This is a genomic window from Salipiger sp. PrR007 (genome assembly GCF_010499845.1).
Lineage (GTDB): Bacteria > Pseudomonadota > Alphaproteobacteria > Rhodobacterales > Rhodobacteraceae > Salipiger > Salipiger pacificus_A.
In genome coordinates, this window is sequence record NZ_JAAGOZ010000061.1 from 18332 (window position 1) to 39459 (window position 21128).

General features: G+C 67.2%; 17 protein-coding genes. 8 read left to right on the forward strand and 9 right to left on the reverse strand.

Annotated elements, in window-relative coordinates:
* Window positions 1-182: 182 nt before the first annotated feature.
* Window positions 183-932 (reverse strand): methyltransferase domain-containing protein, encoded by a 750-nt coding sequence (locus G0Q01_RS20965; RefSeq protein WP_108964454.1) that lies wholly within the window; start codon window positions 930-932, stop codon window positions 183-185.
* Between the two features lie 74 nt (window positions 933-1006).
* Between G0Q01_RS20965 and gloB the strand changes: the two genes are divergently transcribed.
* Window positions 1007-1768: a hydroxyacylglutathione hydrolase gene (gene gloB / locus G0Q01_RS20970; protein WP_164197568.1), complete on the forward strand. Its 762-nt coding sequence runs from the start codon at window positions 1007-1009 to the stop codon at window positions 1766-1768.
* A gap of 153 nt (window positions 1769-1921) precedes the next feature.
* Window positions 1922-4249 (forward strand): ATP-dependent Clp protease ATP-binding subunit ClpA, encoded by a 2328-nt coding sequence (gene clpA, locus G0Q01_RS20975; RefSeq protein ID WP_108964452.1) that lies wholly within the window; start codon window positions 1922-1924, stop codon window positions 4247-4249.
* Window positions 4250-4371: 122 nt separating this feature from the next.
* Here the strand turns inward: clpA and G0Q01_RS20980 are convergent, their stop codons facing one another.
* Genes G0Q01_RS20980 through G0Q01_RS20990 form a run of 3 tightly spaced genes read right to left on the reverse strand, consistent with a single transcriptional unit; the run spans window position 4372 to window position 8088 of the window.
* Window positions 4372-6273, reverse strand: a complete 1902-nt coding sequence (locus G0Q01_RS20980; RefSeq protein ID WP_164197569.1) for a peptidoglycan -binding protein — start codon at window positions 6271-6273, stop codon at window positions 4372-4374.
* 3 nt (window positions 6274-6276) lie between these two features.
* Complete coding sequence (locus G0Q01_RS20985) at window positions 6277-7491, reverse strand: biopolymer transporter ExbB (RefSeq protein WP_164197570.1); 1215 nt, start codon at window positions 7489-7491, stop codon at window positions 6277-6279.
* Window positions 7492-7545: 54 nt separating this feature from the next.
* On the reverse strand, window positions 7546-8088 hold the full coding sequence (locus tag G0Q01_RS20990; protein ID WP_164197723.1) for a gamma-glutamylcyclotransferase: 543 nt from the start codon (window positions 8086-8088) through the stop codon (window positions 7546-7548).
* 65 nt (window positions 8089-8153) lie between these two features.
* On the opposite strand from G0Q01_RS20990, the gene G0Q01_RS20995 reads away from it, so the two are divergent.
* Complete coding sequence (locus G0Q01_RS20995) at window positions 8154-9101, forward strand: DUF2125 domain-containing protein (RefSeq protein ID WP_164197571.1); 948 nt, start codon at window positions 8154-8156, stop codon at window positions 9099-9101.
* 62 nt (window positions 9102-9163) lie between these two features.
* Window positions 9164-10453 carry an acetylornithine deacetylase/succinyl-diaminopimelate desuccinylase family protein gene (locus tag G0Q01_RS21000; RefSeq protein WP_203595114.1) on the forward strand — a complete coding sequence of 430 codons (1290 nt, stop codon included), beginning with the start codon at window positions 9164-9166 and terminating at the stop codon, window positions 10451-10453.
* Window positions 10454-10613: 160 nt separating this feature from the next.
* On the opposite strand, the gene G0Q01_RS21005 is transcribed toward G0Q01_RS21000, so the two are convergent.
* Window positions 10614-12098 carry an ABC transporter substrate-binding protein gene (locus G0Q01_RS21005; RefSeq protein ID WP_164197572.1) on the reverse strand — a complete coding sequence of 495 codons (1485 nt, stop codon included), beginning with the start codon at window positions 12096-12098 and terminating at the stop codon, window positions 10614-10616.
* A gap of 169 nt (window positions 12099-12267) precedes the next feature.
* Here G0Q01_RS21005 and panB point away from each other — a divergent pair, with 169 nt between their 5' ends.
* Together panB and panC are read left to right on the forward strand one after the other, a co-directional pair.
* Complete coding sequence (gene panB, locus G0Q01_RS21010; protein WP_164197573.1) at window positions 12268-13101, forward strand: 3-methyl-2-oxobutanoate hydroxymethyltransferase; 834 nt, start codon at window positions 12268-12270, stop codon at window positions 13099-13101.
* A complete protein-coding gene (panC, locus tag G0Q01_RS21015; protein ID WP_164213840.1) occupies window positions 13098-13943 on the forward strand; it encodes a pantoate--beta-alanine ligase in 846 nt (281 codons plus the stop codon). Before panB ends, panC begins: the two co-directional genes overlap by 4 nt.
* A 133-nt stretch (window positions 13944-14076) precedes the next feature.
* On the opposite strand, the gene smc is transcribed toward panC, so the two are convergent.
* Window positions 14077-17532, reverse strand: a complete 3456-nt coding sequence (smc, locus tag G0Q01_RS21020) for a chromosome segregation protein SMC (protein WP_164197575.1) — start codon at window positions 17530-17532, stop codon at window positions 14077-14079.
* A gap of 191 nt (window positions 17533-17723) precedes the next feature.
* On the opposite strand from smc, the gene G0Q01_RS21025 reads away from it, so the two are divergent.
* Complete coding sequence (locus G0Q01_RS21025) at window positions 17724-18176, forward strand: GNAT family N-acetyltransferase (RefSeq protein WP_164197576.1); 453 nt, start codon at window positions 17724-17726, stop codon at window positions 18174-18176.
* 261 nt (window positions 18177-18437) lie between these two features.
* A complete protein-coding gene (locus tag G0Q01_RS21030; RefSeq protein WP_164197577.1) occupies window positions 18438-18983 on the forward strand; it encodes an HdeD family acid-resistance protein in 546 nt (181 codons plus the stop codon).
* Window positions 18984-18995: 12 nt separating this feature from the next.
* Here G0Q01_RS21030 and G0Q01_RS21035 read toward each other — a convergent pair whose 3' ends face one another.
* The 3 genes from G0Q01_RS21035 to G0Q01_RS21045 form a co-directional block, all read right to left on the reverse strand.
* Window positions 18996-19805, reverse strand: coding sequence for a division plane positioning ATPase MipZ (locus tag G0Q01_RS21035; RefSeq protein WP_108964442.1), 810 nt, complete (start codon window positions 19803-19805; stop codon window positions 18996-18998).
* A gap of 196 nt (window positions 19806-20001) precedes the next feature.
* Window positions 20002-20565, reverse strand: a complete 564-nt coding sequence (locus G0Q01_RS21040; RefSeq protein ID WP_164197579.1) for a F0F1 ATP synthase subunit B — start codon at window positions 20563-20565, stop codon at window positions 20002-20004.
* A gap of 4 nt (window positions 20566-20569) precedes the next feature.
* On the reverse strand, window positions 20570-21121 hold the full coding sequence (locus G0Q01_RS21045; RefSeq protein ID WP_108964440.1) for a F0F1 ATP synthase subunit B': 552 nt from the start codon (window positions 21119-21121) through the stop codon (window positions 20570-20572).
* Between the last annotated feature and the right edge of the window lie 7 nt (window positions 21122-21128).

Below are 21128 nucleotides of genomic sequence, written 5' to 3' on the forward strand. Positions count from 1 at the left end.
ACTGCGGCAGACAGAGCTATGGAATGTCTCGCTTTTTCGTGAGCAACGGAAATAATGCGGCACGAGGGCGCAGGTTTTGATCCCGCGTCACGCTAGCGCAAACGTATCAACCAAGTCACAATCTGAGGGAGATATGCACCATTGAGCGCATCTGAGCGAATCTTTTTCGCCGCAAATCGCCCTCAGACCGGCTTTGGCTCCTTGCTTGGCACCGGGCTCAGGACCTCCAGCGGGTTCGGCACGCGGACCTTCTCGCCGATCCCCTTGCGCTGCGGCGGGTAGCGCTTCGAGGCGCGCACCATAAGGACCCCTCCGGCCATCACCGCCGGCACCGTGCGGCCGATCCGCTCCCAGACCGGGGCGGTCTTCATCCAGAAGCGGCGGGTCGAGGGCGGCTGGTAAAGCACCGAGGCGTTCGAGACCCGCAGGAAGTCATGCGCCCGGAGTTGCGTGTCGAGCTGGCTGAGCGAATAGGGGCGGCCCTGACCGAAGGGCGTGGTTTCGGAGCGCGCCCAGAGGCCCGAGCGGTTGGGGACGATGAACAGCACCTCTCCCCCCGGCCCCAGCGTGCGGTAACACTCGTCGAGCAGCGCGGCTACATTTGTGCAGGTCTCGAGACCATGCATGACCACCAGCCGGTCGAGATGCCCGGTCTCCACCGGCCAAAGCATCTCTTCGGCCAGCACCGAGACGTTCGGCATCCCCGCCGGCCAGCGCATCACCCCCTGCGGCGCCGGCATCAGCGCCATGACCCGGCGCGCCTGCGCGAGATAGGGGCGCAGCACCGGCACCGCAAATCCGTAGCCCGCCACGTTGAGCCCCTGCGCCTCGGGCCAGAATCGCAGCACCTGGTCGCGCAGCGCGCCGCGCGCCGCGCGGCCAAGCGCGCTGCGATAGTAGAAGTCGCGAAGCGCCTGCACGTCCGGATGCATTGCGGGCCGTCGTCCCTTGCGTCACTCTGGGTCACTCTCGCGAGTCACTCTGTCAAAGCCTTGAAGGAAAAGCCATGCCCCTCGAGATCGTCACCGTCCCCTGCCTGAGCGACAACTACGCCTATCTGGTGAAGGGGCCCGAGGGCGCGATCCTGATCGATGCCCCCGAGGCGGCACCGATCGAGGCGGCCCTCGATGCGCGGGGCTGGACGCTGGACGCGATTCTCATCACCCATCACCACCATGACCACGTCGGGGGAATCGCGGCGCTGCGTGCGCGCTACGGCTGCACCGTGATCGGCCCGCGCGCCGAGGCGGCAAGGATCGACGGGCTCGACCAGCTGGTCGGCGGCGGCGACGAGTTCTCGATCGCGGGCATCGGCGTGCATGTGATCGACGTGCCCGGCCACACGTTGGGCCACATCGCCTTCTATATGCCGCAGGCGCAGGCCGCCTTCACCGCCGACAGCCTCATGGCATTGGGCTGCGGGCGACTGTTCGAAGGCGATGCCGCGATGATGTGGGCGTCGATGCAGCGCCTGATGGCGCTGCCGGCGGACACGATGATTTGCTCGGGCCACGAATACACTTCCGCCAACGCAAGATTTGCGCTTACTATTGAACCTCAGAACGCCGAGCTTAAATCTCGGAGTGACGCCATCGCCAAAGCCCGGACAGAGGGGCGAGCTACCGCCTCCTGCGCGCTGTCCGAGGAACTGGCCACCAACCCTTTCCTGCGACCGGACTCCCCCGAGATCCGCGAGCGGCTCGGCTTGACCGAGGCGACGGACGCCGTTGTCTTTGCCGAAATCCGCGCCAGGAAAGACCGCTTCTAGGCCGCCGCTTTTCACGCCACGTTGCACCCCCCATGGCAAATGTGAGCGCCGCAAGCCTAGAAAACACTTGAAGGATGGTCCTGATCGACCAAACTTTAACGGTAAGAGGCAATGTTGGGCCCAGTGCCCGACGCAGACAGGAAGGAGCACGCCGTGCCTTCATTCTCGAACTCTCTTGAGCAGGCAATTCACTCGGCCCTGGCGCTGGCGAACTCCCGCAGCCACGAATTTGCGACTCTTGAGCACCTTCTCCTGGCCCTCATCGACGAACCCGACGCCGCCCGCGTGATGAAAGCCTGCTCGGTCGACACCGAGGAGCTGCGCACCACGCTTGTTGAATTCATCGACGAAGACCTTTCCAACCTGGTCACCGACATCGAGGGATCGGAGGCCGTGCCGACGGCCGCGTTCCAGCGCGTGATTCAGCGCGCCGCGATCCACGTCCAGAGCTCTGGCCGCACCGAGGTGACCGGGGCCAACGTGCTCGTCGCGATCTTCGCCGAGCGCGAGAGCAACGCCGCCTACTTCCTGCAAGAGCAGGACATGACCCGTTACGACGCAGTCAACTTCATCGCTCACGGCGTGGCGAAAAACCCCGCCTACGGCGAGAGCCGCCCGGTCACCGGCGCGCAGGAGTCGGAGGAAGAAACGAAAACCGAGAGCGCACAGGCCTCCGACAACAAGGAGTCGGCACTGGCCAAGTACTGCGTGGATCTCAACGCCAAGTCCCGCAAGGGCGACGTGGACCCGCTGATCGGCCGCGAGCACGAAGTGGAGCGCTGCATCCAGGTGCTCTGCCGCCGCCGCAAGAACAATCCGCTGCTGGTGGGTGACCCCGGCGTCGGCAAGACCGCCATCGCCGAAGGCCTGGCGCGCAAGATCGTCAGCGGCGACACCCCCGAGGTGCTCTCGAACACCACCATCTACTCGCTCGACATGGGCGCGCTTCTCGCCGGCACCCGCTACCGCGGCGACTTCGAGGAGCGGCTCAAGGCGGTGGTGACCGAGCTCGAGGAACACCCGGACGCGGTGCTCTTTATCGACGAGATCCACACGGTGATCGGCGCTGGCGCAACTTCCGGGGGTGCCATGGATGCCTCGAACCTCCTGAAGCCCGCGCTTCAGGGCGGCAAGCTGCGCACCATGGGTTCGACCACCTACAAGGAGTTCCGCCAGCACTTCGAGAAGGACCGCGCGCTCAGCCGCCGGTTCCAGAAGATCGACGTGAGCGAGCCCTCGGTCGAGGATGCGGTGAAAATCCTCAAGGGCCTCAAGCCCTATTTCGAGGAGCACCACTCGGTCAAATACACCCAGGACGCGATCAAGACCGCGGTCGAACTGTCGGCTCGCTACATCAACGACCGCAAGCTGCCCGACAAGGCGATCGACGTGATCGACGAGGCCGGCGCCGCGCAGCACCTGGTGGCCGAGAGCAAGCGCCGCAAGACCATCGGCACCAAGGAGATCGAGGATGTGGTCGCCAAGATCGCCCGCATCCCCCCGAAGAACGTGTCGAAGAACGACGCCGAGGTGCTCAAGGATCTCGAGGCGACGCTCAAGCGCGTGGTCTTTGGTCAGGACAATGCCATCGAGGCGCTGTCCTCGGCGATCAAGCTGGCACGCGCCGGCCTGCGCGAGCCCGAAAAGCCGATCGGCAACTATCTCTTCGCGGGTCCCACCGGCGTCGGCAAGACCGAGGTGGCCAAGCAGCTCGCAAGCTCGCTCGGGGTGGAACTGCTGCGCTTCGACATGTCCGAGTACATGGAGAAACACGCGGTCAGCCGCCTGATCGGCGCCCCGCCGGGCTATGTCGGCTTCGATCAGGGTGGCCAGCTAACCGACGGCGTGGACCAGCACCCGCACTGCGTGCTCCTGCTCGACGAGATCGAGAAAGCGCACCCGGATGTCTACAACATCCTGCTGCAGGTGATGGACCACGGCGCGCTGACCGACCACAACGGCCGGACCGTGGACTTCCGCAACGTGATCCTCATCATGACCTCCAACGCCGGTGCGGCGGAGCAGGCCAAGGCGGCCATCGGCTTCAACCGTGACCGCCGCGAGGGCGAGGACACTGCCGCCATCGAGCGGACCTTCACGCCGGAATTCCGCAACCGTCTGGACGCGGTCATCAGCTTCCAGCCGCTGCCGAAAGAGGTCATCCTCTCGGTGGTCGAGAAGTTCGTGCTGCAACTCGAGGCACAGCTCATGGATCGCAACGTGGCCATCGAGCTCACCAAGCCGGCAGCCGAATGGCTGGCTGAAAAGGGCTACGACGACAAGATGGGCGCCCGCCCGCTGGGCCGCGTGATCCAGGAGAACATCAAGAAGCCGCTGGCCGAGGAGCTGCTCTTCGGCAAGCTGGTCAAGGGCGGCGTGGTCAAGGTCACGGTCAAGGACGACAAGCTCGTGCTGAAGACCGAAGGCCCGGACAAGCTGCGGCTCTCCTCGCGCAAGCCGCCTCTGCTGACCGCCGACTGAAACGACGGCCTGATCAAACGAAACCTCCCCGCCAGGGCCCTGGCGGGGAGGTTTTCTTTTCTGAGTGCCGCAGGTTCGGTGTGGATGCCGGCAGGCCTGCCCCGCGCCCCGGGCGCTCTCCGCTACTTCTCGGTCAGCTTCAGCTCGATCCGGCGGTTCTGCGCTTTGGCCTCGGCGGTGCCGTCGGTGTTGATCGGCTGGAACTGACCAAAGCCGTTGGCCGAGAGCCGCTGCGGCGGGATGCCCTCCTCCTCGACCATGTAGCGCACCACCGACAGCGCGCGCGCCTGGCTGAGCTCCCAGTTGTCGGCAAAGGGCGCGCCCGGGCGCAGCGGCGTGTCATCCGTATGCCCGTCGACCCGCAAGATCCAGTTGATGCCCGGCGGGATGTCCTGCGCGATGGTACGGATCAGGCCGGAGATCTTGTCGATCTCACGCTCGCCCGCAGAGGAAAGCGTCGCGCCGCCCGGCGGGAAGAGCACCTCGGAGGAGAAGACGAAGCGGTCGCCCTCGATCCGCACGCCTTCCTGCTGGCCCACGACCTCGCGCAGCCGACCGAAGAACTCAGAGCGATAGCGTTCGAGGTCCTGTGCCTGCGCCTCAAGCCGCTGACGCTCGGCTTCCTCGAGCTGCCGGCGCTTGCGCTCTTCGGCGGCGACCCGCGCCAGCGCGGCATTGAGGTCGGAGCCGAGGTTCTGGATTTGTACCTGCGCCTCGGCATCCTTCTCGCGGCTGTTGTCGAGCAGGCCCTGCAGCTGCGAGAGCTGCGTGCGCAAGGCCGCGACCTGCTGGTTCAGAAGCTCCGACTGTTTCTGCGCGGCGCTGGCCCGCTGATCGCTGGCCTCCAGCTCCTTGCGGGCCTGCGCCAGAAGCGCCTGCTGGCGCTCGTCATCGCTCAGCCCTTCGGCCAGTTGCGCTTCGGCCGCGGCCTTGGCTGCCAGCGCCGCAGCCAGACGGTCGCGCACCTGCTGTGCGTCGAGCTCGACGTCGCTCTGGGCGGCCAGCGCCTCGGCCAGCTTCACCTGCGCCGCGTCGCGCTCCGCGCGTGCCGCCGCAAGCTCGGCGCGCAGGTCGGTCAGCTGCCCCGACTGGGCCTCTCCGCTCTGCTGCGCCGCCGAGAGCTGGCTTTCCAGCTCGGCGATCTGTGCCTCAAGCTCGTTGCTGTTGTCGGCTGCCAGCGCCGCCGCAAGCCGGGCATTCAGCTCCGACTCGCCCTCGCGGGCAGCGGCGAGCAGAGTGAGCGTGTCCTCGGCCTTCTTGCGCTGCTGCTCGAGCGCGAGCGTCATGGCGGTCAGCTCGGCCTGTGCGCCCTCGAGCCGCTTGCGCAGCGCCGCAGCGGCCTCGGACTCTGCAAGTCGGCGCTGTTCCTCGTCGGTGAGATCCTGCTGCAGGGCCTCGACCTGCGCCGAGAGCCCGCCCATCTGCACGTCCCGTTCGGCAGCCTTTGCCCGAAGGTCGGCGATCAGCGCGTCCATCGCCTCGCGCTGCGCGGCGGCGAGCCGGGCCGCTTCGGTTTGCGCATCCATCTCGGACCGTGCCGAGGCCAGCGCCGTCTGCAGCGCATCGCGATCCGAGGTCAGGGCGTCCTTCTCGGCCGTGAGCTCGGCAACGGTCTGCTGCGCTCCGTCCCGCTGCGCGATCAGCGAGGCGACCTGTTCCTCGAAGGACGCGATCCGGCCCTGTTGCTCGTCGCGTTGCGCGGTGAGCGCAGCAATGATCGACTGCTGCTCGGCAAGTTGCGTGGCATTGTCCGACAGTGTCGCCTCCAGCTCGCCAAGCTGGTTGGTCAGCGCGGTGTTCTTGCGCTCCTGAACGCCCAGTGCCTGCGCCAGCGCCGCCAGTTCGCCAGAGAGGCTGCTGAGTTCGGTTTCCTGACCGGTGATCGTCTCGCGTAGGACGAACTGGATCACCATGAAGATGGTGAGCACAAACATCAGAACCAGCAGAAGCCCGGTCATCGCATCGACGAACCCGGGCCAGATATTGGCCTGAAGGCGGGCTCCGGTGCGGCGCGAAAGAGCCATCGATCAGCCCTCGGAGCCGCCGGAGCGGGCGGGATTGGGGCGAACGGCGCGCACCTGCGGCGGCTGCGGGCGGGCGATCTGCCCAAGCACCCGGGTCAGCGTCGCAAGATCGGTGCGCAGCTCGGCCATGCTCTCTTGACGTCCGGCAGCGACCTCTTCGAGAAGTCGCAGCATCTGCACGTCAATCGAGCGCAGGCGCATCCGGCTCTCGGCGTCCAGCCCTTCGGCGGTCTCGCGGGTCTCCAGAACCTCGATCAGTCGCTCTTGCCCTTCGGCGATGCGTGCCAGCGAGTTGTTCGAGGGCGCCGTGGCCTCGAGCCGCTCGGTCATCCGCTCGATGGAATCGGCCAGCTGCCCGAGCCGCCCCTCGATCTCCATCCGGCCCTGCTCGCTCTCGGAATAGAGCGCGGTCATCCGCTCCATCTGTTCGTTCATCTGGTCGAGCACCATGCCGATCAGCGCCTCGTCCCCGCTGCCCTCACCCTCGCCCGAGCTGAAGCTGAGCTTGGTGATCGAGCTCAGCCATTCCTCGAGCTCGCGGTAAAAGCGGTTCTGGCCATGCCCGGCGAAAAGCTCCAGCAGGCCGACGATCAGCGATCCGGCAAGCCCCAGCAGCGAGGAGGCGAAGGCCACGCCCATGCCGCCAAGTTGCCCCTCGAGCCCGCTCATCAAACGCGAGAAGGTCTGCACCCCGCTCTCGCCCTCTGCGGGCACGAGGCTGCGGATGGTGTCGACCAGCGCCGGCACGGTCGTCGCGAGCCCGTAGAAGGTGCCCAGCAGACCCAGGAAGATCAGCAGCGAGGTGATGTAGCGGGTGATCTCGCGCGCCTCGTCGATCCGCGTCGCAACGGAGTCGAGGATCGAGCGGGTCGAGGTCGTGGTGATCTGCAGCCGCTTGTCATGCCGCCGCAGCAGTGCGGCCAGTGGCGCCAGCAGCCGCGGCGGGCGTACTGCGGCCTCGCGGCCCGAGGCAAAGCCCTCGATCCAGCGCACCGAGGTGATCAGCTGCGCAACCTGCAAGAAGCAGGCGAGCACGCCGAGCACGAAGACGAAGAGGATGAAGCCGTTGAGGTAGGGGTTGGACTCGAAAACCGGCAGCACCCGCGGCAGCACCAGCACCGCGCCAGCACCGCACAGCCCGAGGACCGCCAGCATCAGGAGGATCTGGCGGACCGGCTGACTGAAATGGGCCTCTGCCTCGAGGTCGCGTCGGTCCATTCTGGGCACCTAAATTAGCACAATTCTGCGGGGCAGCGTATGCCCTCGCCCCAATCAAGCCAAGCCGTTATCGGTCAGCCCCCGCACGCGGTGGGCCAACCAGTGCAGCTCGGCATCAGGAATGCCCAGATGTTCGAGATGCGAGGCGGTGTTGTAGAGATATTCGCTGTTCGGCCCGCGTCCGCCGATGGCCTGCGCGATAATGCGCGCCTGCTCTTCGAGATCGAGCCCGCCGCAATATTGCACGTGATCGGGGTCGATGATGTAGGTCACCGCCTCGACCTCGCGCCCGTCCTGCAGCGTGAGCGGCAGCCGGGCCTCGTAGTAGGCCGCCGAGACAAGTTCGCGCTCGCGCAGGTAGGCCAGGGTCGTCTCCTCGGTGCCGGGCTGCGCGCGCAGCGCCAGCCCGTCGCAGGCGGCCTCGTGCTCCTCGTCCAGCGCCAGCACCAGCCCTGGCGCCTCGGGCGTGCCGCGGTGGTGGATCGAGCGCATGCAGAAGGACCGCCGGTACCCGGTCAACGTCGCATGCACGCTCTCGGCCACGGGGAAGCCGGGATTCCAAAGAAGTGAGCCGTAGCCGAAGACCCAAAGCGCCATCATTCTGGTCCTTTCCGCATGGCGGCTGTAAACACCAATCCTGTCCGTCAGAAAAGGGGCGCGTGGTGAAGAAACTGTTGTTTGCGGTGATCGTGGCCGCACTGGCCTGGTCCGGCTTCTGGTTCGTCTCGGTGCATTTCGAGCGCAAGGCCATCGATAGCTGGATGGAGGCGCGCCGGACCGAGGGCTGGACCGCCACCTACGAGGACATCTCGTTCCAGGGCTTTCCCAACCGCGTCGATGCGCGGCTGAGCGGGCTGGTGCTGGAAAACCCCGAGGGGCTGCGTTGGGAGACGCCCTTCGTCGACATCTACCGGCTCGTCTACAACTTCGGGCATGAGATCGTTGCCTTCCCGCCGCAGATGAACCTGACCACCGAACTTGGCGAAACCGAGATCACCTCGGACGGGATGCGCGCCAGCTTCATCCACGAGGGTGACATCGTGGTGCGCGCCAATTTCGAGAGCAAGACGCTCAACCTCACCGGCGCCACCACCGCGGCGCTGGCCGGGCTGACGGCCGCGCTCACCCGCGACGAGGGGGAAGAGACCAGCTACCGCATTGCCGTCGGCGCCGATGCAATCGCCGGCTCGGGCGGGCGCGTGGCCGATGCCATCCGCCTCGACGCGGGGTTCGACACGGACTTGCCGCTGCGCGTCGGCAAGCAGGCCGGCCCGCACCCCCAGCCGATGCGCGTGGACCTCAGGCTCGCCGAATACAAGGTCGACGACCTGCAGCTCAAGGTGGCGGGCGATGTCGACGTGGATGATGATGGCCGGCTCGACGGGCAGGTCACCGTCAAGGCGGTGAACTGGCGCGAGATGATCGACATGGCGCGGCAGAGCGGCCAGCTGCCCGAAGGGATGGCCGCGGCATTGGAGGACGGGCTCGGCCTCGTCGCCGGCCTCTCCGGCAACCGCAACACGCTCGATCTGCCGCTGACCCTTGACCGGGGCGTCGCCCGGCTCGGACCGATCCCGCTCGGCGAGGCACCCCGTCTGCGCTTCCCCTGAACAGGCACCCCCACCGCGCCGCCACGCTTGCGCGGCGCGGCAAAGCCGGGAAGAGTGCTGGCATGACCGACGCACTCGCCACCCGCCCAATGGATGCCCTCGCGCGCCGCATCGACGACAAGCGCGACGATCTGATCGCGCTGACGCAGGATCTCGTCCGCATCCCGACGCTGAACCCGCCCGGGCAATATTACCGCGATATCTGCGACTACCTTGAACGCCGACTCTCGGCGCGCGGCTTCGCCTGCACGCTGGTCCGCGCCGAGGGCGCCCCAGGTGACAGCGAAACCTACCCACGCTGGAACATCGTCGCCCGCAGCGAGGGCGCCCACCCCGGCGAGTGCGTGCATTTCAACTCGCATCACGACGTGGTCGAGGTCGGAGCCGGCTGGACCCGCGATCCCTTCGGCGGCGCGCTCGAGGGCGACCGCATCTACGGCCGCGGCACCTGCGACATGAAAGGTGGGCTCGCCGCCTCGATCATCGCCGCCGAGGCCTTTCTCGAGCAGCACGCCGATTTCGCCGGCGCGGTGGAGATCAGCGCCACGGCGGACGAGGAATCCGGCGGCTACGGCGGCGTGGCCCACCTCGCGAAAGAGGGCTGGTTCTCGCCCGAGCGGGTGCAGCATGTGATCATCCCCGAACCGCTCGACAAGCACCGCATCTGCCTTGGCCACCGCGGCGGCTGGTGGGCCGAGATCAAAACCAAGGGCGAGATCGCCCATGGCTCCATGCCCTTCCTCGGCGATTGCGCCATTCGCCACATGGGCGCCGTGCTCGACGCCTTCGAGGAAACGCTCTTCCCCGCCATGGCCGCGCGCGTCACCGAGATGCCCGTGGTCCCCGAGGGCGCGCGAAACTCGACGATGAACATCAACTCGATCCACGGTGGCCAGGCCGAAGAGCATGACGGCCTGCCGGCCCATTGCGTGCCCGACAGCTGCCGCATCGTGATCGACCGGCGATTCTTGATGGAAGAGACCGTCGAGGGCGTTCAGGAAGAGGTCGTGGGCCTGCTCGAAGACCTCAAATCCCGCCGCCCGAACTTCGAATACGAGATCCGCGAACTGAACCGCGTCATCCCCTCAATGACCGAGAAGAGCGCCCCTGTGGTCACCACCGTGGCCGAGGCGATCCGCGAGGTTCTGGGCCAGGACGCCACCTATGTCGCCTCGCCCGGCAGCTACGACCAAAAGCACATCGATCGCATCGGCAAGCTGAAGAACTGCATCGCCTACGGTCCGGGCGTGCTGGAGCTGGCGCATAAGCCCGACGAGTGGATTGGCATCACCGACATGCTCGACAGCGCCCGGGTCATGGCCCGCAGCCTCGAGCGGCTGCTTCTGCGCTGAGCGCCGCGCGTCTGGTCAAGCGCAGGAACGCCTCCCGCGGGAATGTTCCTGCCTGGAAGAATGCAATGCCTGAAGGATCAGAGCGCCGCGCCATCCGTTCTTATGAGCTGGAGTATCCCGGGCGTGAGGGGGCGGATCGCCCCACACTCTTCCCTGCTGATCACTTTTCCCAATAAACCCCGGTGAGATCGGTGGCCTGCGTCGGCTGGTTCTTCCACAATCCGTGCAGCTTGGCATCCGCCACTGTCGGGAAGGCGAGCTGGAAGAGGAAGGCGTTGACGTGATCCTCGGCGATGATCTGCTGTGCCTGCTTCAACATTTCCGAGCGGGCCGCCGGATCGGTGGTCGCGGTCAGCTTCGCCATGAGGTCCCGGACCTCCGGGTTGTCATACTGGAAGTAATAGTCCGGCCGCGCGTAGATATTGATGTCCATGGGCTCGGTATGGCTCACGATGGTCAGGCCGAAGTCCTTGCCGCGGAACACCTCTTCGAGCCATTGCGCCCATTCGAGGTTGGTGATCTCGGTCTGGATGCCAACCGCACGCAGCTGCGCCGCGATGATCTCGCCGCCGCGGCGGGCGTAGGAGGGCGGCGGCAGTTTCAGCGTGGTGGTGAAGCCATCGGGATAGCCCGCGTCGGCGAGCAGGGTCTTCGACGCTTCGGGATCGTAGTTCGACAGGTTGGTCAGGTCGACGTAGTCTGGGTTATGCGGCGCGAAATGCGTGCCGATCGGCGTGCCGAGCCCGAACATTGCCCCGTCGATGATCGCCTGCCGGTCGATGGCGTGGGCCACCGCCTCGCGCACCAGCGGATCGTCAAAGGGCTCGAGCGCGTTGTTCATCGCCAGGATCGTCTCGCCCTCGGTCGAGCCGACAAGGACTTGGAAGCGCGGATCGGCCTCGAACTGCGGCAGGTTCTCCGGCGCCGGGAAGCCGGCATAGGCGTCGATGTCCTGCGCCATCATCGCGGCAAAGGCGGCGGTCGGGTCCGAGATGAAGCGGAAGGTGGCGCGGCTCAGCGCCGGCGCCTCGCCCCAGTAGCTCTCGTTGCGGGTAAGACTGATGCTGTCGCCCTGCGTCCAACTGGTGAAGGTGAAGGGGCCGGTGCCGACCGGGTTCGATTTGATCCCCTCGATGCTCTCGGGCGCGACGACCACCGCGTCTCCCCAGGCCATGTTGAACAGGAAGCCGCCGTCGGGTGCCTTGAGCGTGACCTGCACGGTCAGCGGGTCCAATACGGTAACCTCGTCGATCCCGGCAAAGAGCGCCTTCTGGGCGTTCTGGCTGTCCTCGGCGCGGGCGCGGTCGAGGCTGAACTTCACATCCTCGGCGTCCATCGTGGTTCCGTCGTGGAAGGTGACGCCCTCATGCAGGTGGAAGGTGTAGCTGGTGCCGTCCTCGGAGATATCCCAGCTCTCCGCGAGGCCCGGGTGGATGGAGCCGTCCTCGGCGAATTTCGTCAGCCCTTCGAAGACGTTGCTGTAGAGCACGGAATCGATCGCCCCGGCGGCGGCGGAAGTCGGGTCGAGATGCGGCGGCTCGAGCTGCAGCGCGATGATCAGATCGTCCTGCTGGGCAAGGGCGGCAGCGGAGCCGAGCAGCAGCGCGGCGAGGGAGAGGCTGAAACGGGTGATCGGTCGGGTCATCGGCAAGGCAACTCCTGTGTCGGGGCCGGGCGGGCGGAACTCCGGCAAGACTGCGCGCAATTGCCCCGTTTGTGCAAGCGGCGACACGGTTTGCGGTCTGGATCGGATCCCCTCGGGCTGCTAAAGGGCCCCATCCCGCGCGAGGATCCGCAGACGAGAGGAGACGTCCATGAGCGCCACGGCCCGCAGGAGCGCCCCGCTGCCCGAGGACATCCGTGCCCGCAAGGGCGGCGTGCCGCTGGTCAGCCTTACCGCCTATACGACCCCGATGGCGCAGGCGATGGACGCCCATTGCGATTTCGTGCTGGTCGGGGATTCCGTCGGCATGGTGCTGCACGGGCTACCCTCGACCCTTGGCGTCACCCTAGAGATGATGATCCTGCACGGTCAGGCGGTGAAGCGCGGGCTCGACAAGGCGATGATGGTCGTCGACATGCCCTTCGGCAGCTACGAGGAGAGCCCGCAGCAGGCCTTTCGCGCGGCTTCGCGGATCATGGCCGAGACCGGCGCTGCGGCGGTGAAACTCGAGGGCGGGGTGCATATGGCCGAGACCGTCCGCTTTCTGGTGCAGCGAGGCATCCCGGTGATGGGGCATGTCGGGCTGACGCCGCAGTCGATCCACACGCTGGGCGGCTACAAGGTGCAGGGACGCGGCGCGGCGGCAGAGGCGCTTGTGGCGGGGGCACGCGCCGTGGCCGAGGCCGGCGCCTTTGCCGTGGTTCTCGAGAAGGTCCCGGCGGCGCTGGCCGACCGGCTCACCGCCGAACTGCCGATTCCCACGATTGGCATCGGCGCCTCGGCGGGCTGCGACGGGCAGATCCTTGTCGTCGACGACATGCTGGGGGCCTTCACAGCCTTCAAGCCGAAATTCGTGAAACGCTACGCGGCGCTCGGCCACCAAGCCGAGGCAGCGATCGAGGAATACGCGGCCGAGGTGCGCGCCCGGGAGTTTCCCGGGGCCGAGCATGTCTTTGCCGAAGATGCACCGGAGAAGACGAGATGACCGCGCCCATCCTGCGAACAAAGGCGGCGCTGCGCGACGCCGTGCTGGGCTGGAAAGCCGCTGGCGAGAGCATCGGCGTGGTGCCCACAATGGGCGCGCTGCATGCCGGGCACCTGAGCCTCGTGGATGCCGCGAAAACCGGCTGCGACCGGGTGATCGTGACGATCTTCGTCAACCCCAAGCAGTTCAATACGGCCTCTGACCTCGAAAAATACCCGCGCACGGAAGATGCCGATGCTGAAAAGCTGGCGCCCCATGCGGTCGATGCGATCTATGTGCCGGCGCCGGAGGAGATCTACCCAGAGGGCTTTGCCACCTCTGTGCTCGTCTCGGGGCTGACCGACGGTCTGTGCGGCTCGCATCGACCAGGACACTTCGACGGGGTTACCACGGTCTGCGCGAAGCTCTTCCTGCAAACCCTCGCCGACCGTGCCTATTTCGGCGAGAAGGATTTCCAGCAGCTGCAGGTGGTCACCCGCATGGCGCGTGATCTCGACCTGCTGACCGAGGTCATCGGCTGCCCGACCGTGCGCGAAAAGGACGGGCTGGCGCTCTCCTCCCGCAACGTGCTTCTGCCCCTCGAGACCCGCGCGGCCGCTCCCGCGCTGCACCGGGTGCTGCGGCAGGTGGCCGAGCGGCTGGTCGAGGGCGAGAGCCTCGGCCCGGTGCGCTTCCAGGCCGAGGCAGCGCTGCGCGAGGCGGGGTTTTCCGAGGTCGAATACATCGAGCTGCGCAGCGCGGACGGGCTCGCCCCGCTGGAGCATCCCTCGCGGCCGGCCCGCCTGCTCGCCGCCGCCTGGCTGGGCGGGGTGCGGCTGATCGACAATATCGCGGTAGGCTGAGGGCAGACCCGGGACTCTGTCCCGGCCCCCCGGGATATTCGACCTCGAAAGAGGCAGGGGGCGCTTCGGCGTGCCGTAAACTCGAAATGGCCCGCCGGTGGCATCCGGCATGGCCCGCCCGCAGCCCGCCTCGTCAGGCGACCAGACGCTCGGCTTTTTTCAGGTCCACCGAAACGAGCTGGCTGACGCCCTGCTCCTGCATAGTCACGCCAAAGAGCCGGTCCATCCGGCTCATCGTCACCGCGTGGTGGGTGATGATCAGGAAGCGGGTTTCCGTACGGCGGCACATCTCGTCGAGCAGGTCGCAGAAGCGCGTGACGTTGGCGTCGTCGAGCGGCGCGTCGACCTCGTCGAGCACGCAGATCGGTGCCGGGTTCGCAAGGAACACCGCGAAGATCAGCGCCAGCGCGGTCAGCGTCTGCTCGCCGCCCGAGAGCAGCGAGAGCGTCGAGAGCTTCTTGCCCGGTGGCTGGCACATGATCTCGAGCCCGGCCTCGAGCGGGTCGTCGCTCTCGACCATCACGAGATTGGCCTCGCCGCCGTTGAAGAGGTGGGTGAACAGCAGCCGGAAGTTGGCATTCACCTGCTCGAAGGCGGTCAGCAGCCGCTCGCGGCCCTCGCGATTCAGCGAGGAGATGCCTGCGCGCAGCGTGCGCACGGCTTCCTCGAGATCGGTCTTTTCCTGCGCCAGCGTGTCGTGCTCGCTGCGCACCTCTCGGGCGTCCTCCTCGGCGCGCAGGTTCACCGCGCCGAGGGCGTCGCGCTGGCGCTTGAGGCGGTTCACGTCGGCCTCGACCGCCTCGGAACTCGGCATGTCGGAGGGAGCCACATCGAGCCGAGCGAGCAGCTTCTCTGGGGTGGTCTCCTGCTCGTCCTCGATGCGCTCGGCGGCGGCGGCGACGGTTTCGCGCGCGGCCTCGACGCGCGCCTCGGCGCCAGCACGGGCCTCCCGCGCCTCGGAGGCTGCGCGTTCCGCGTCGCGCTCGGCGGCAATGGCGGCGCGCATGGCGCTCTCGGCGGCGGACAGCAGATCGGCGGCGGCGCTGCGGCGCTCCTCGGCCTCCTCGATCGAGCGAGCGAGTTCGTCGCGCTTGCCGGCGAGCGCGTCCGGCACAGCGCGCGCCTCGGCCAGCTCGCGCTCGTGGGTGGCCTTGCGTTCCGAGAGCTCGGCGCTGCGTTTCTCGGCCGTCTCCAGCCGGTGGCGCCAGCCCGAAAGCTCCTTGGTCACGGTTTGCTGGCGGCCCTTGCGGGCCTCTCCCTCGCGGCGCAGCTCGTCATGCGCCGAGCGGCGGGTCATCATGGTCATGCGGGCCGCCTCGACGGTCATCCGCACGTCCTCGGCCAGCGCCCGGGCGTTTTCCAGATCGCCCAGTTCCGACAGGGCGCGCTCGGCCTCGAGCACCTGCTTGCGCGCCGCCTCGGCCTCACCCTCGTGGCGGCTCACCGCCAGCCCGAGGCTCTCCAGCCGGCTCTCGGCCATGCTGCGGTCGCTTTCGGCCCGGTTGAAGGCACGCATGGCCTCGTTCACTTCGCGGTCGGCCTCGCGCCGGGTCTCGCGCGCCACCTTGTCAGCGCGGGTGAGATCCGCGAGCCGGGCGACCAGAGCATCATGCGCCACACGCATGGCCTCGACCTGTGCCTCGGCGCGGGCCATCTCGCTCTTCAACACCTCGCGCCGGTTGAGCTGCTCGAGCCGCAGGGCGGCGGCAGAGGGCGCATCCTCGGCCCCGGCACGGAAGCCATCCCAGCGCCACAGGTCACCCTCGCGGCTGACGAGACGCTGGCCGGGCTTCAGACGCGGCTGCAGGCGGGTGCCCTCGGCGCGCTCAACGAGACCGATCTGGCTCATCCGGCGCATCAGCACGCCCGGCACCGTGACATGCTGCGACAGCGCGCTCACCCCCTCGGGCAGCAGCTGCTGACTTTCATAGCGCGGCAGTTCGACCCAGCCCGAGGCCGCGCCCGCACCCACTTCGGGCGCGCGCAGGTCGTCGGCGAGCGCGGCGCCAAGCGCCTTTTCGAAACCCTGCGCCACCAGCAACTGGTCGAGCACCTGTCCGCCCTCGGAGGTATCGCGGTCGAGCAGCCGGGTGAGCGCGCCAACCTCGGCGCGCAGAGCGCTCGCCTCGCCCTCGGCCTCGGAGCGCTCGGCCCGGGCCTCGGCCTCGCGCGACTGACAGTCGGTTCGCGCTTCATCGGCCTGCGCCAGGAGTTCCTCGGCGCGGGCGGCCATGGCCTGCGCGTCCTCGGAGCGCGCCTGCGCGTCTTCCATGGCGCCGGTCGCCTCGGCCAGCTTGCCGCGCGCCTCGGCCACGGCGTCTCGCGCTTTTCCGGCCTCGCCCTCGTGGCGAAGCAGCGCCTTGCGCAGGTCGGCAAGATAGCGGTGCGCCGACTGGTGGCGAGCGGCGAGCCGCGCCACGTCCTCGGTCTGCTGGGTCAGCGCCAACTCGCGGTCCTGCAGCACGGCAGATGCCTCGGAAGCCGCGTCGGCGGCCTCGGCCAGCCGCTCGTCATGGCCCTCTGCGGCCTTGGCCAACTCGCGGGCTTCCCATTCAAGCTGGGCGATCGTCTCGCCGGCGTCGCGGTTGAGCGCGCCTTCCCGCTCGATGTCGAGGGCGATCTGCTCGATCCGGCGGGTCAGCGTCTCGATGGTGTCCTGCGCACGGGTCTCCTGTTCAGACAGCGCGTCGCGCTGCACCGCGAGGCGCTGCAGAATGGCGGCGGCAATGGCCTCTTCCTCGCGAAGGGGCGGCAGCGCCTCGTCGCGCTCGGCGCGCGCGCGTTCGGCCGCCCGGGCGGCGTTCTCGGCCTGAGCGGCGGCAGTGACGAGACCGCGGAGAACGTTTTCCGCCGCCTGACGCGCCTCCTCGGCCTCCATCCAGCGGCGGTAGAGCAGCAGCCCCTCGGCCTGCCGAAGCTCCGCGCCGATGGCGCGGTAGCGCTGCGCCTGCTTGGCCTGCCGGTCGAGCGTTCCGAGCTGTGCCGCAAGCTGCTCGATCACGTCGTCGACGCGCAGCAGGTTCGCCTCGGTGTTGTTCAGCTTCAGCTCCGCCTCGTGGCGGCGCTGGTAAAGGCCCGAGATGCCCGCGGCTTCCTCGAGGATCCGGCGCCGGTTCTTCGGCTTGGCGTTGATCAGCTCGGAGATCTGCCCTTGCCGCACCAGCGCAGGCGAATGCGCCCCGGTCGAGGCGTCTGCGAAGAGCATCTGCACGTCGCGCGCGCGCACGTCCTTGGCGTTCACCTTGTAAGCCGAGCCAACGTCGCGGGTGATCCGCCGGACGATCTCGAGCTGGTCCTGATCGTTGAAACCCGCCGGGGCGAGCCGGTCGCCGTTGTCGATGGTCAGAGCCACCTCGGCGAAGTTCCGGGCGGGGCGCGAGTGGGCGCCTGCGAAGATCACGTCTTCCATGCCCGCGCCGCGCATCGCCTTGGCGCGGTTCTCGCCCATCACCCAGCGCAGCGCCTCGAGCAGGTTGGACTTGCCGCAGCCGTTCGGGCCGACAACCCCCGTCAGCCCGTCGGCAATGACGAGATCCGTGGGATCAACGAAGCTCTTGAAGCCCGTCAGTCGAAGCCGTGTGAACTGCACTGCCGTGTCCTGATTCCGAAGTTAGCCCCGAATTTGCCGCCCCGCCGCGATCCAAGTCAAACGGTTTGCACCGGATGTGGCGGGCGCTTGCCAGTTGTCCACAAGATATTGCGGAAACTCCGCCATATTTGTGGGTTGACCATGGCGCAGGCCCGGCCAATATCCCAAGCGATGCCCAGAGGAAAGCTTTGATGTCGGTGACCATTCGTCCAGTTTCGCCCCGCGATCCGCGCGCCGAGGCGCTGCTGATAGCCAGCCATGCGCTGATGGAGTCGCTGTTCCCGCCGGAAGAGAACTACTTTCTCGACATCGACGCGCTCTGCGCCCCCGAGATCTCACTTTTCGGCGCCGAGGAGAACGGCGTGTTGCTGGGCTGCGCCGCCATCGCCCGCAAGGACGGCTACGCCGAGGTGAAATCGATGTTCGTCAGCCCCGAGGCGCGCGGCCTAGGCTTGGCACGCCGGCTGCTCGATCACCTCGAGCGGATTGCCCGCGACGAGGCCATCCCGCTGCTGAGGTTGGAGACCGGGGACAAGCTCCCTGCGGCCGTCGCGCTCTACGAGCAGACCGGCTTCGTCCCGCGCGGACCTTTCGGCGCTTACGTCGAGAACAGCTCAAGCCTGTTTTACGAAAAGGCGCTCTGAACGGCGCGGTCGCGGCAAGTCGCTCGCCCGGGTCCAAGGGTGCCGCAACCTGCCCCCGCTGCCAGCAATGCGAAGCTAAGGCAGGCTGGCGCGACCGCGGAAAAACGCCCGCCCCATGGCAAGTTCGTGCGCAAAGTCTTGTGCGTATGTATGAAACTCTCGCGATCTTCGCCGCGGTGCGGTTGCCAGAGACCCGTCCAGCGCTCAGACTTGTCCCGGTTCGCGCAGCGCTCGTGCCCTGTGCCCAAATGGAGCCTCGCCATGTCCCACGGCCCCCTGCCCTCCGATCCGCGCAAGAAATGGGGCTGGATGCTCGTTCTGGGGATCATCCTAATCCTCGGCGGCATTGGAGCCTTGGTGCATCCCTTTGCCGCCTCGCTCACCGTGCTGACGATTTCGGCGATCGCCTTTGTCGCGGCGGGGGCCTTGCAGCTCTGGATCGCCTTCAACGCGCAGGCCAGCACCGGCGCGCGGCTCGCCGAGGCCATTCTCGGGCTGCTCGTGCTGGCTTTCGGGGTCTTCCTGCTGGCCAACCCGGAGCGCGGGCTCGTCTCGCTGACCTGGCTGATCGCGCTATTCTTCCTCGCCCTCGGCGTCGTGCGCATCGCCATCGGCTTCGCGCTTCGTCAGCGCTCGGGATGGATTTGGTTGGTCTTCGCCGGGCTCGTGTCGGTGGTCCTCGGGGTCCTGATCATGGCGACGCTGCCAGACTCGGCGATGGGCCTCCTGGGCTTCTTTCTCGGCATCGACCTGCTGAGCTCCGGCATCGGCGCAACGCTCATCGCGCTGCACATGCGCACCCATTAGCGGCCTGCAGCCTCAGAAATTCACCTCGACGCCGGGCAGGTCCAGCGCCGAGACCAGCTCGCGCAGTTCCTGGCGCGCGGCGACATTCGAGATGTTGAGGTTGCCGACCCCGATGTCCTTGAGGTCGAGCAGCGTCAGCCCGCGCGGGAACAGCTCGCGGAAGATCACCCTCTCGTTGAAGCCGGGCGCGATGCGGAAACCGATGCGCTTCGAGAGCTTGGTCAGTGCCTTTTCCATCTTCATCTTGTTGACCATGTTCTGCGCCCCGAGACGGTTGCGCAGCACCACCCAGTCGATTGGCTGCAGCCCGGCCTGGGCCCGCAGCTGGCGGGCGTTCCAGACCATCTCGGAATAGACCGAAGGGCCAAGGATCTTGTCGCCATCACTATCGACATGGGCGAGCAGGTCGAAATCTATGAAGCTGTCGTTGAGCGGGGTGATCAGCGTGTCGGCCAGCGAATGCGCCACCTGGCTCAGGCGAGTGTGCGAGCCGGGGCAGTCGATCAGCACGAAGTCGCAGTCGGTCTCGAGCTGCGCCACCGCCTTGGACAGCCGGTGATCAAAGGCGTTCTCGCCGGGCGCCAGCGCCTCGGGCGCGACCTCGGGCAGGTCGAGGTAGAGGGGGATCGGCAGTTCGAGCCCCTCGCGCTTGCAGAAGGCGCGGCGGTTCTCGATGTAGCGGCCCACCGAGCGCTGCCGCAGGTCGAGATCCAGCGCGCCGGTGCGGTGCCCCATGCGTGCCAGAGCGGTTGCCACGTGCATCGAGACGGTGGACTTCCCCGCCCCGCCCTTCTCGTTTCCTACGACGATGATATGTGCCACGCTGTCCCCTCGTGCTGCCGCCCACATGTTTGGCTGTGCTTGCGGTATGCACACACTATATGGGGTCAACTTCAAGGAAAAGACTTCTGAGGGCCCCGCGTCCCAACCTTTTGGGGCGTTGCGGCCCTGCCGCGCCCCCCAAAAGCAAAAGCCCGGCCATGGGCCGGGCTCTGCAAGCATCTTTGGGTCGGAAAGATCAGTGCAGCTTGGCACCGATTTCCTTGATCGACGCGTCCACGAGGGCCGCCTTGTCCTTGGCGCCGAGCTGCGTCGCGATCACGTCGCGGGCAGCGTCCACGGCCACGGCAATCGCGCGGTCGCGCACTTCCCGGACAGCCGAGTTCTCGGCGGACTTGATCTGCTCCTCGGCAGCCGCGAGGCGGCGGGCGATGGAGTCGTCGAGGTCCTTGCGGGCCTGCTCGGCAGCGCTTTCGGCGTCGACCTTGGCCTGAGCCACGATCTTCTCCGCCTGCTCTTGCACTTCCCGCTGCTTGCGCTCGTAGGAGGCCAGCAGGGTCTGTGCTTCTTCGCGCAGCGCGCGGGCTTCTTCAAGCTCGTTGCGAATGCCTTCGGCACGGCGATCGAGCTGGCCGCCCAGCATCTTCGGCACTTTGAAGTACACGAGGACGGCAAGGAACAGCAGGAAGCCGAGCAGCACCACGAAGTCGGTGTTGCGCAGCGAGAAGAACGGGCCGGAGGCGGCCAGCGCGGGGCTGGCCATCAAGGTGCCGAGCGCGCTCAGGGTCATGAGTTTGCGCATGGGATCAGCCTTTCATCCGGTTGGCCACGGCCGCGTCGATCGCGGCCTGGTCGGCAGAGGTTCCCAGGGCCGCCACGATGGCTTCCGCGGTTTCCTTTGCAACGGCCTCGACGCTTTCCACGGCAGAGGCGCGGATCCCGGCGAGGACCTTCTCAGACTCGGCCGACTTCTCGGCGATCTTGGCGTCTGCCTCGACCGTTGCGGCGTCGAGCTTTGCCTTGATCTCGTCGCGGGTCTTCTGCGCGATGGCCTGTGCCTCGGTACGGGCATCGGCAAGCGCCTTCTCGTAGGCCGCTTCCGCGTCCTTCGCCTGGCGCTTCAGTTCTTCCGCGGCGGAGATGTCGTTCGTGATGGTGCCCTGACGCTCGGCCAGGACGGATGCGATCCGCGGCAGAGCGATGCGCGACAGCACGAAGAAGATCACCACCAGAGTGATGATGAGCCAGAAGATCTGGTTCGGAATCCACTCGCCGCAAAGCTGCGGCATCCCGATGGCGGAGCCATGGGCGTCGACGCAGACACCGGCCATTTCTTCCTGAATGGGTTCGACCGCCATGTCGTCC

Excerpts from the sequence above, each read along its gene's own strand:
- panC (WP_164213840.1), top strand. The coding sequence starts at position 13,098 with ATGACCGCGCCCATCCTGCGAACAAAGGCGGCGCTGCGCGACGCCGTG.
- G0Q01_RS20965 (WP_108964454.1), bottom strand. The coding sequence starts at position 932 with ATGCATCCGGACGTGCAGGCGCTTCGCGACTTCTACTATCGCAGCGCG.
- G0Q01_RS21040 (WP_164197579.1), bottom strand. The coding sequence starts at position 20,565 with ATGCGCAAACTCATGACCCTGAGCGCGCTCGGCACCTTGATGGCCAGC.
- G0Q01_RS21000 (WP_203595114.1), top strand. The coding sequence starts at position 9,164 with ATGACCGACGCACTCGCCACCCGCCCAATGGATGCCCTCGCGCGCCGC.
- panB (WP_164197573.1), top strand. The coding sequence starts at position 12,268 with ATGAGCGCCACGGCCCGCAGGAGCGCCCCGCTGCCCGAGGACATCCGT.
- G0Q01_RS20985 (WP_164197570.1), bottom strand. The coding sequence starts at position 7,491 with ATGGACCGACGCGACCTCGAGGCAGAGGCCCATTTCAGTCAGCCGGTC.
- G0Q01_RS21045 (WP_108964440.1), bottom strand. The coding sequence starts at position 21,121 with ATGGCGGTCGAACCCATTCAGGAAGAAATGGCCGGTGTCTGCGTCGAC.
- gloB (WP_164197568.1), top strand. The coding sequence starts at position 1,007 with ATGCCCCTCGAGATCGTCACCGTCCCCTGCCTGAGCGACAACTACGCC.
- G0Q01_RS21025 (WP_164197576.1), top strand. The coding sequence starts at position 17,724 with ATGTCGGTGACCATTCGTCCAGTTTCGCCCCGCGATCCGCGCGCCGAG.
- G0Q01_RS20980 (WP_164197569.1), bottom strand. The coding sequence starts at position 6,273 with ATGGCTCTTTCGCGCCGCACCGGAGCCCGCCTTCAGGCCAATATCTGG.
- G0Q01_RS21005 (WP_164197572.1), bottom strand. The coding sequence starts at position 12,098 with ATGACCCGACCGATCACCCGTTTCAGCCTCTCCCTCGCCGCGCTGCTG.
- G0Q01_RS20990 (WP_164197723.1), bottom strand. The coding sequence starts at position 8,088 with ATGGCGCTTTGGGTCTTCGGCTACGGCTCACTTCTTTGGAATCCCGGC.
- G0Q01_RS21030 (WP_164197577.1), top strand. The coding sequence starts at position 18,438 with ATGTCCCACGGCCCCCTGCCCTCCGATCCGCGCAAGAAATGGGGCTGG.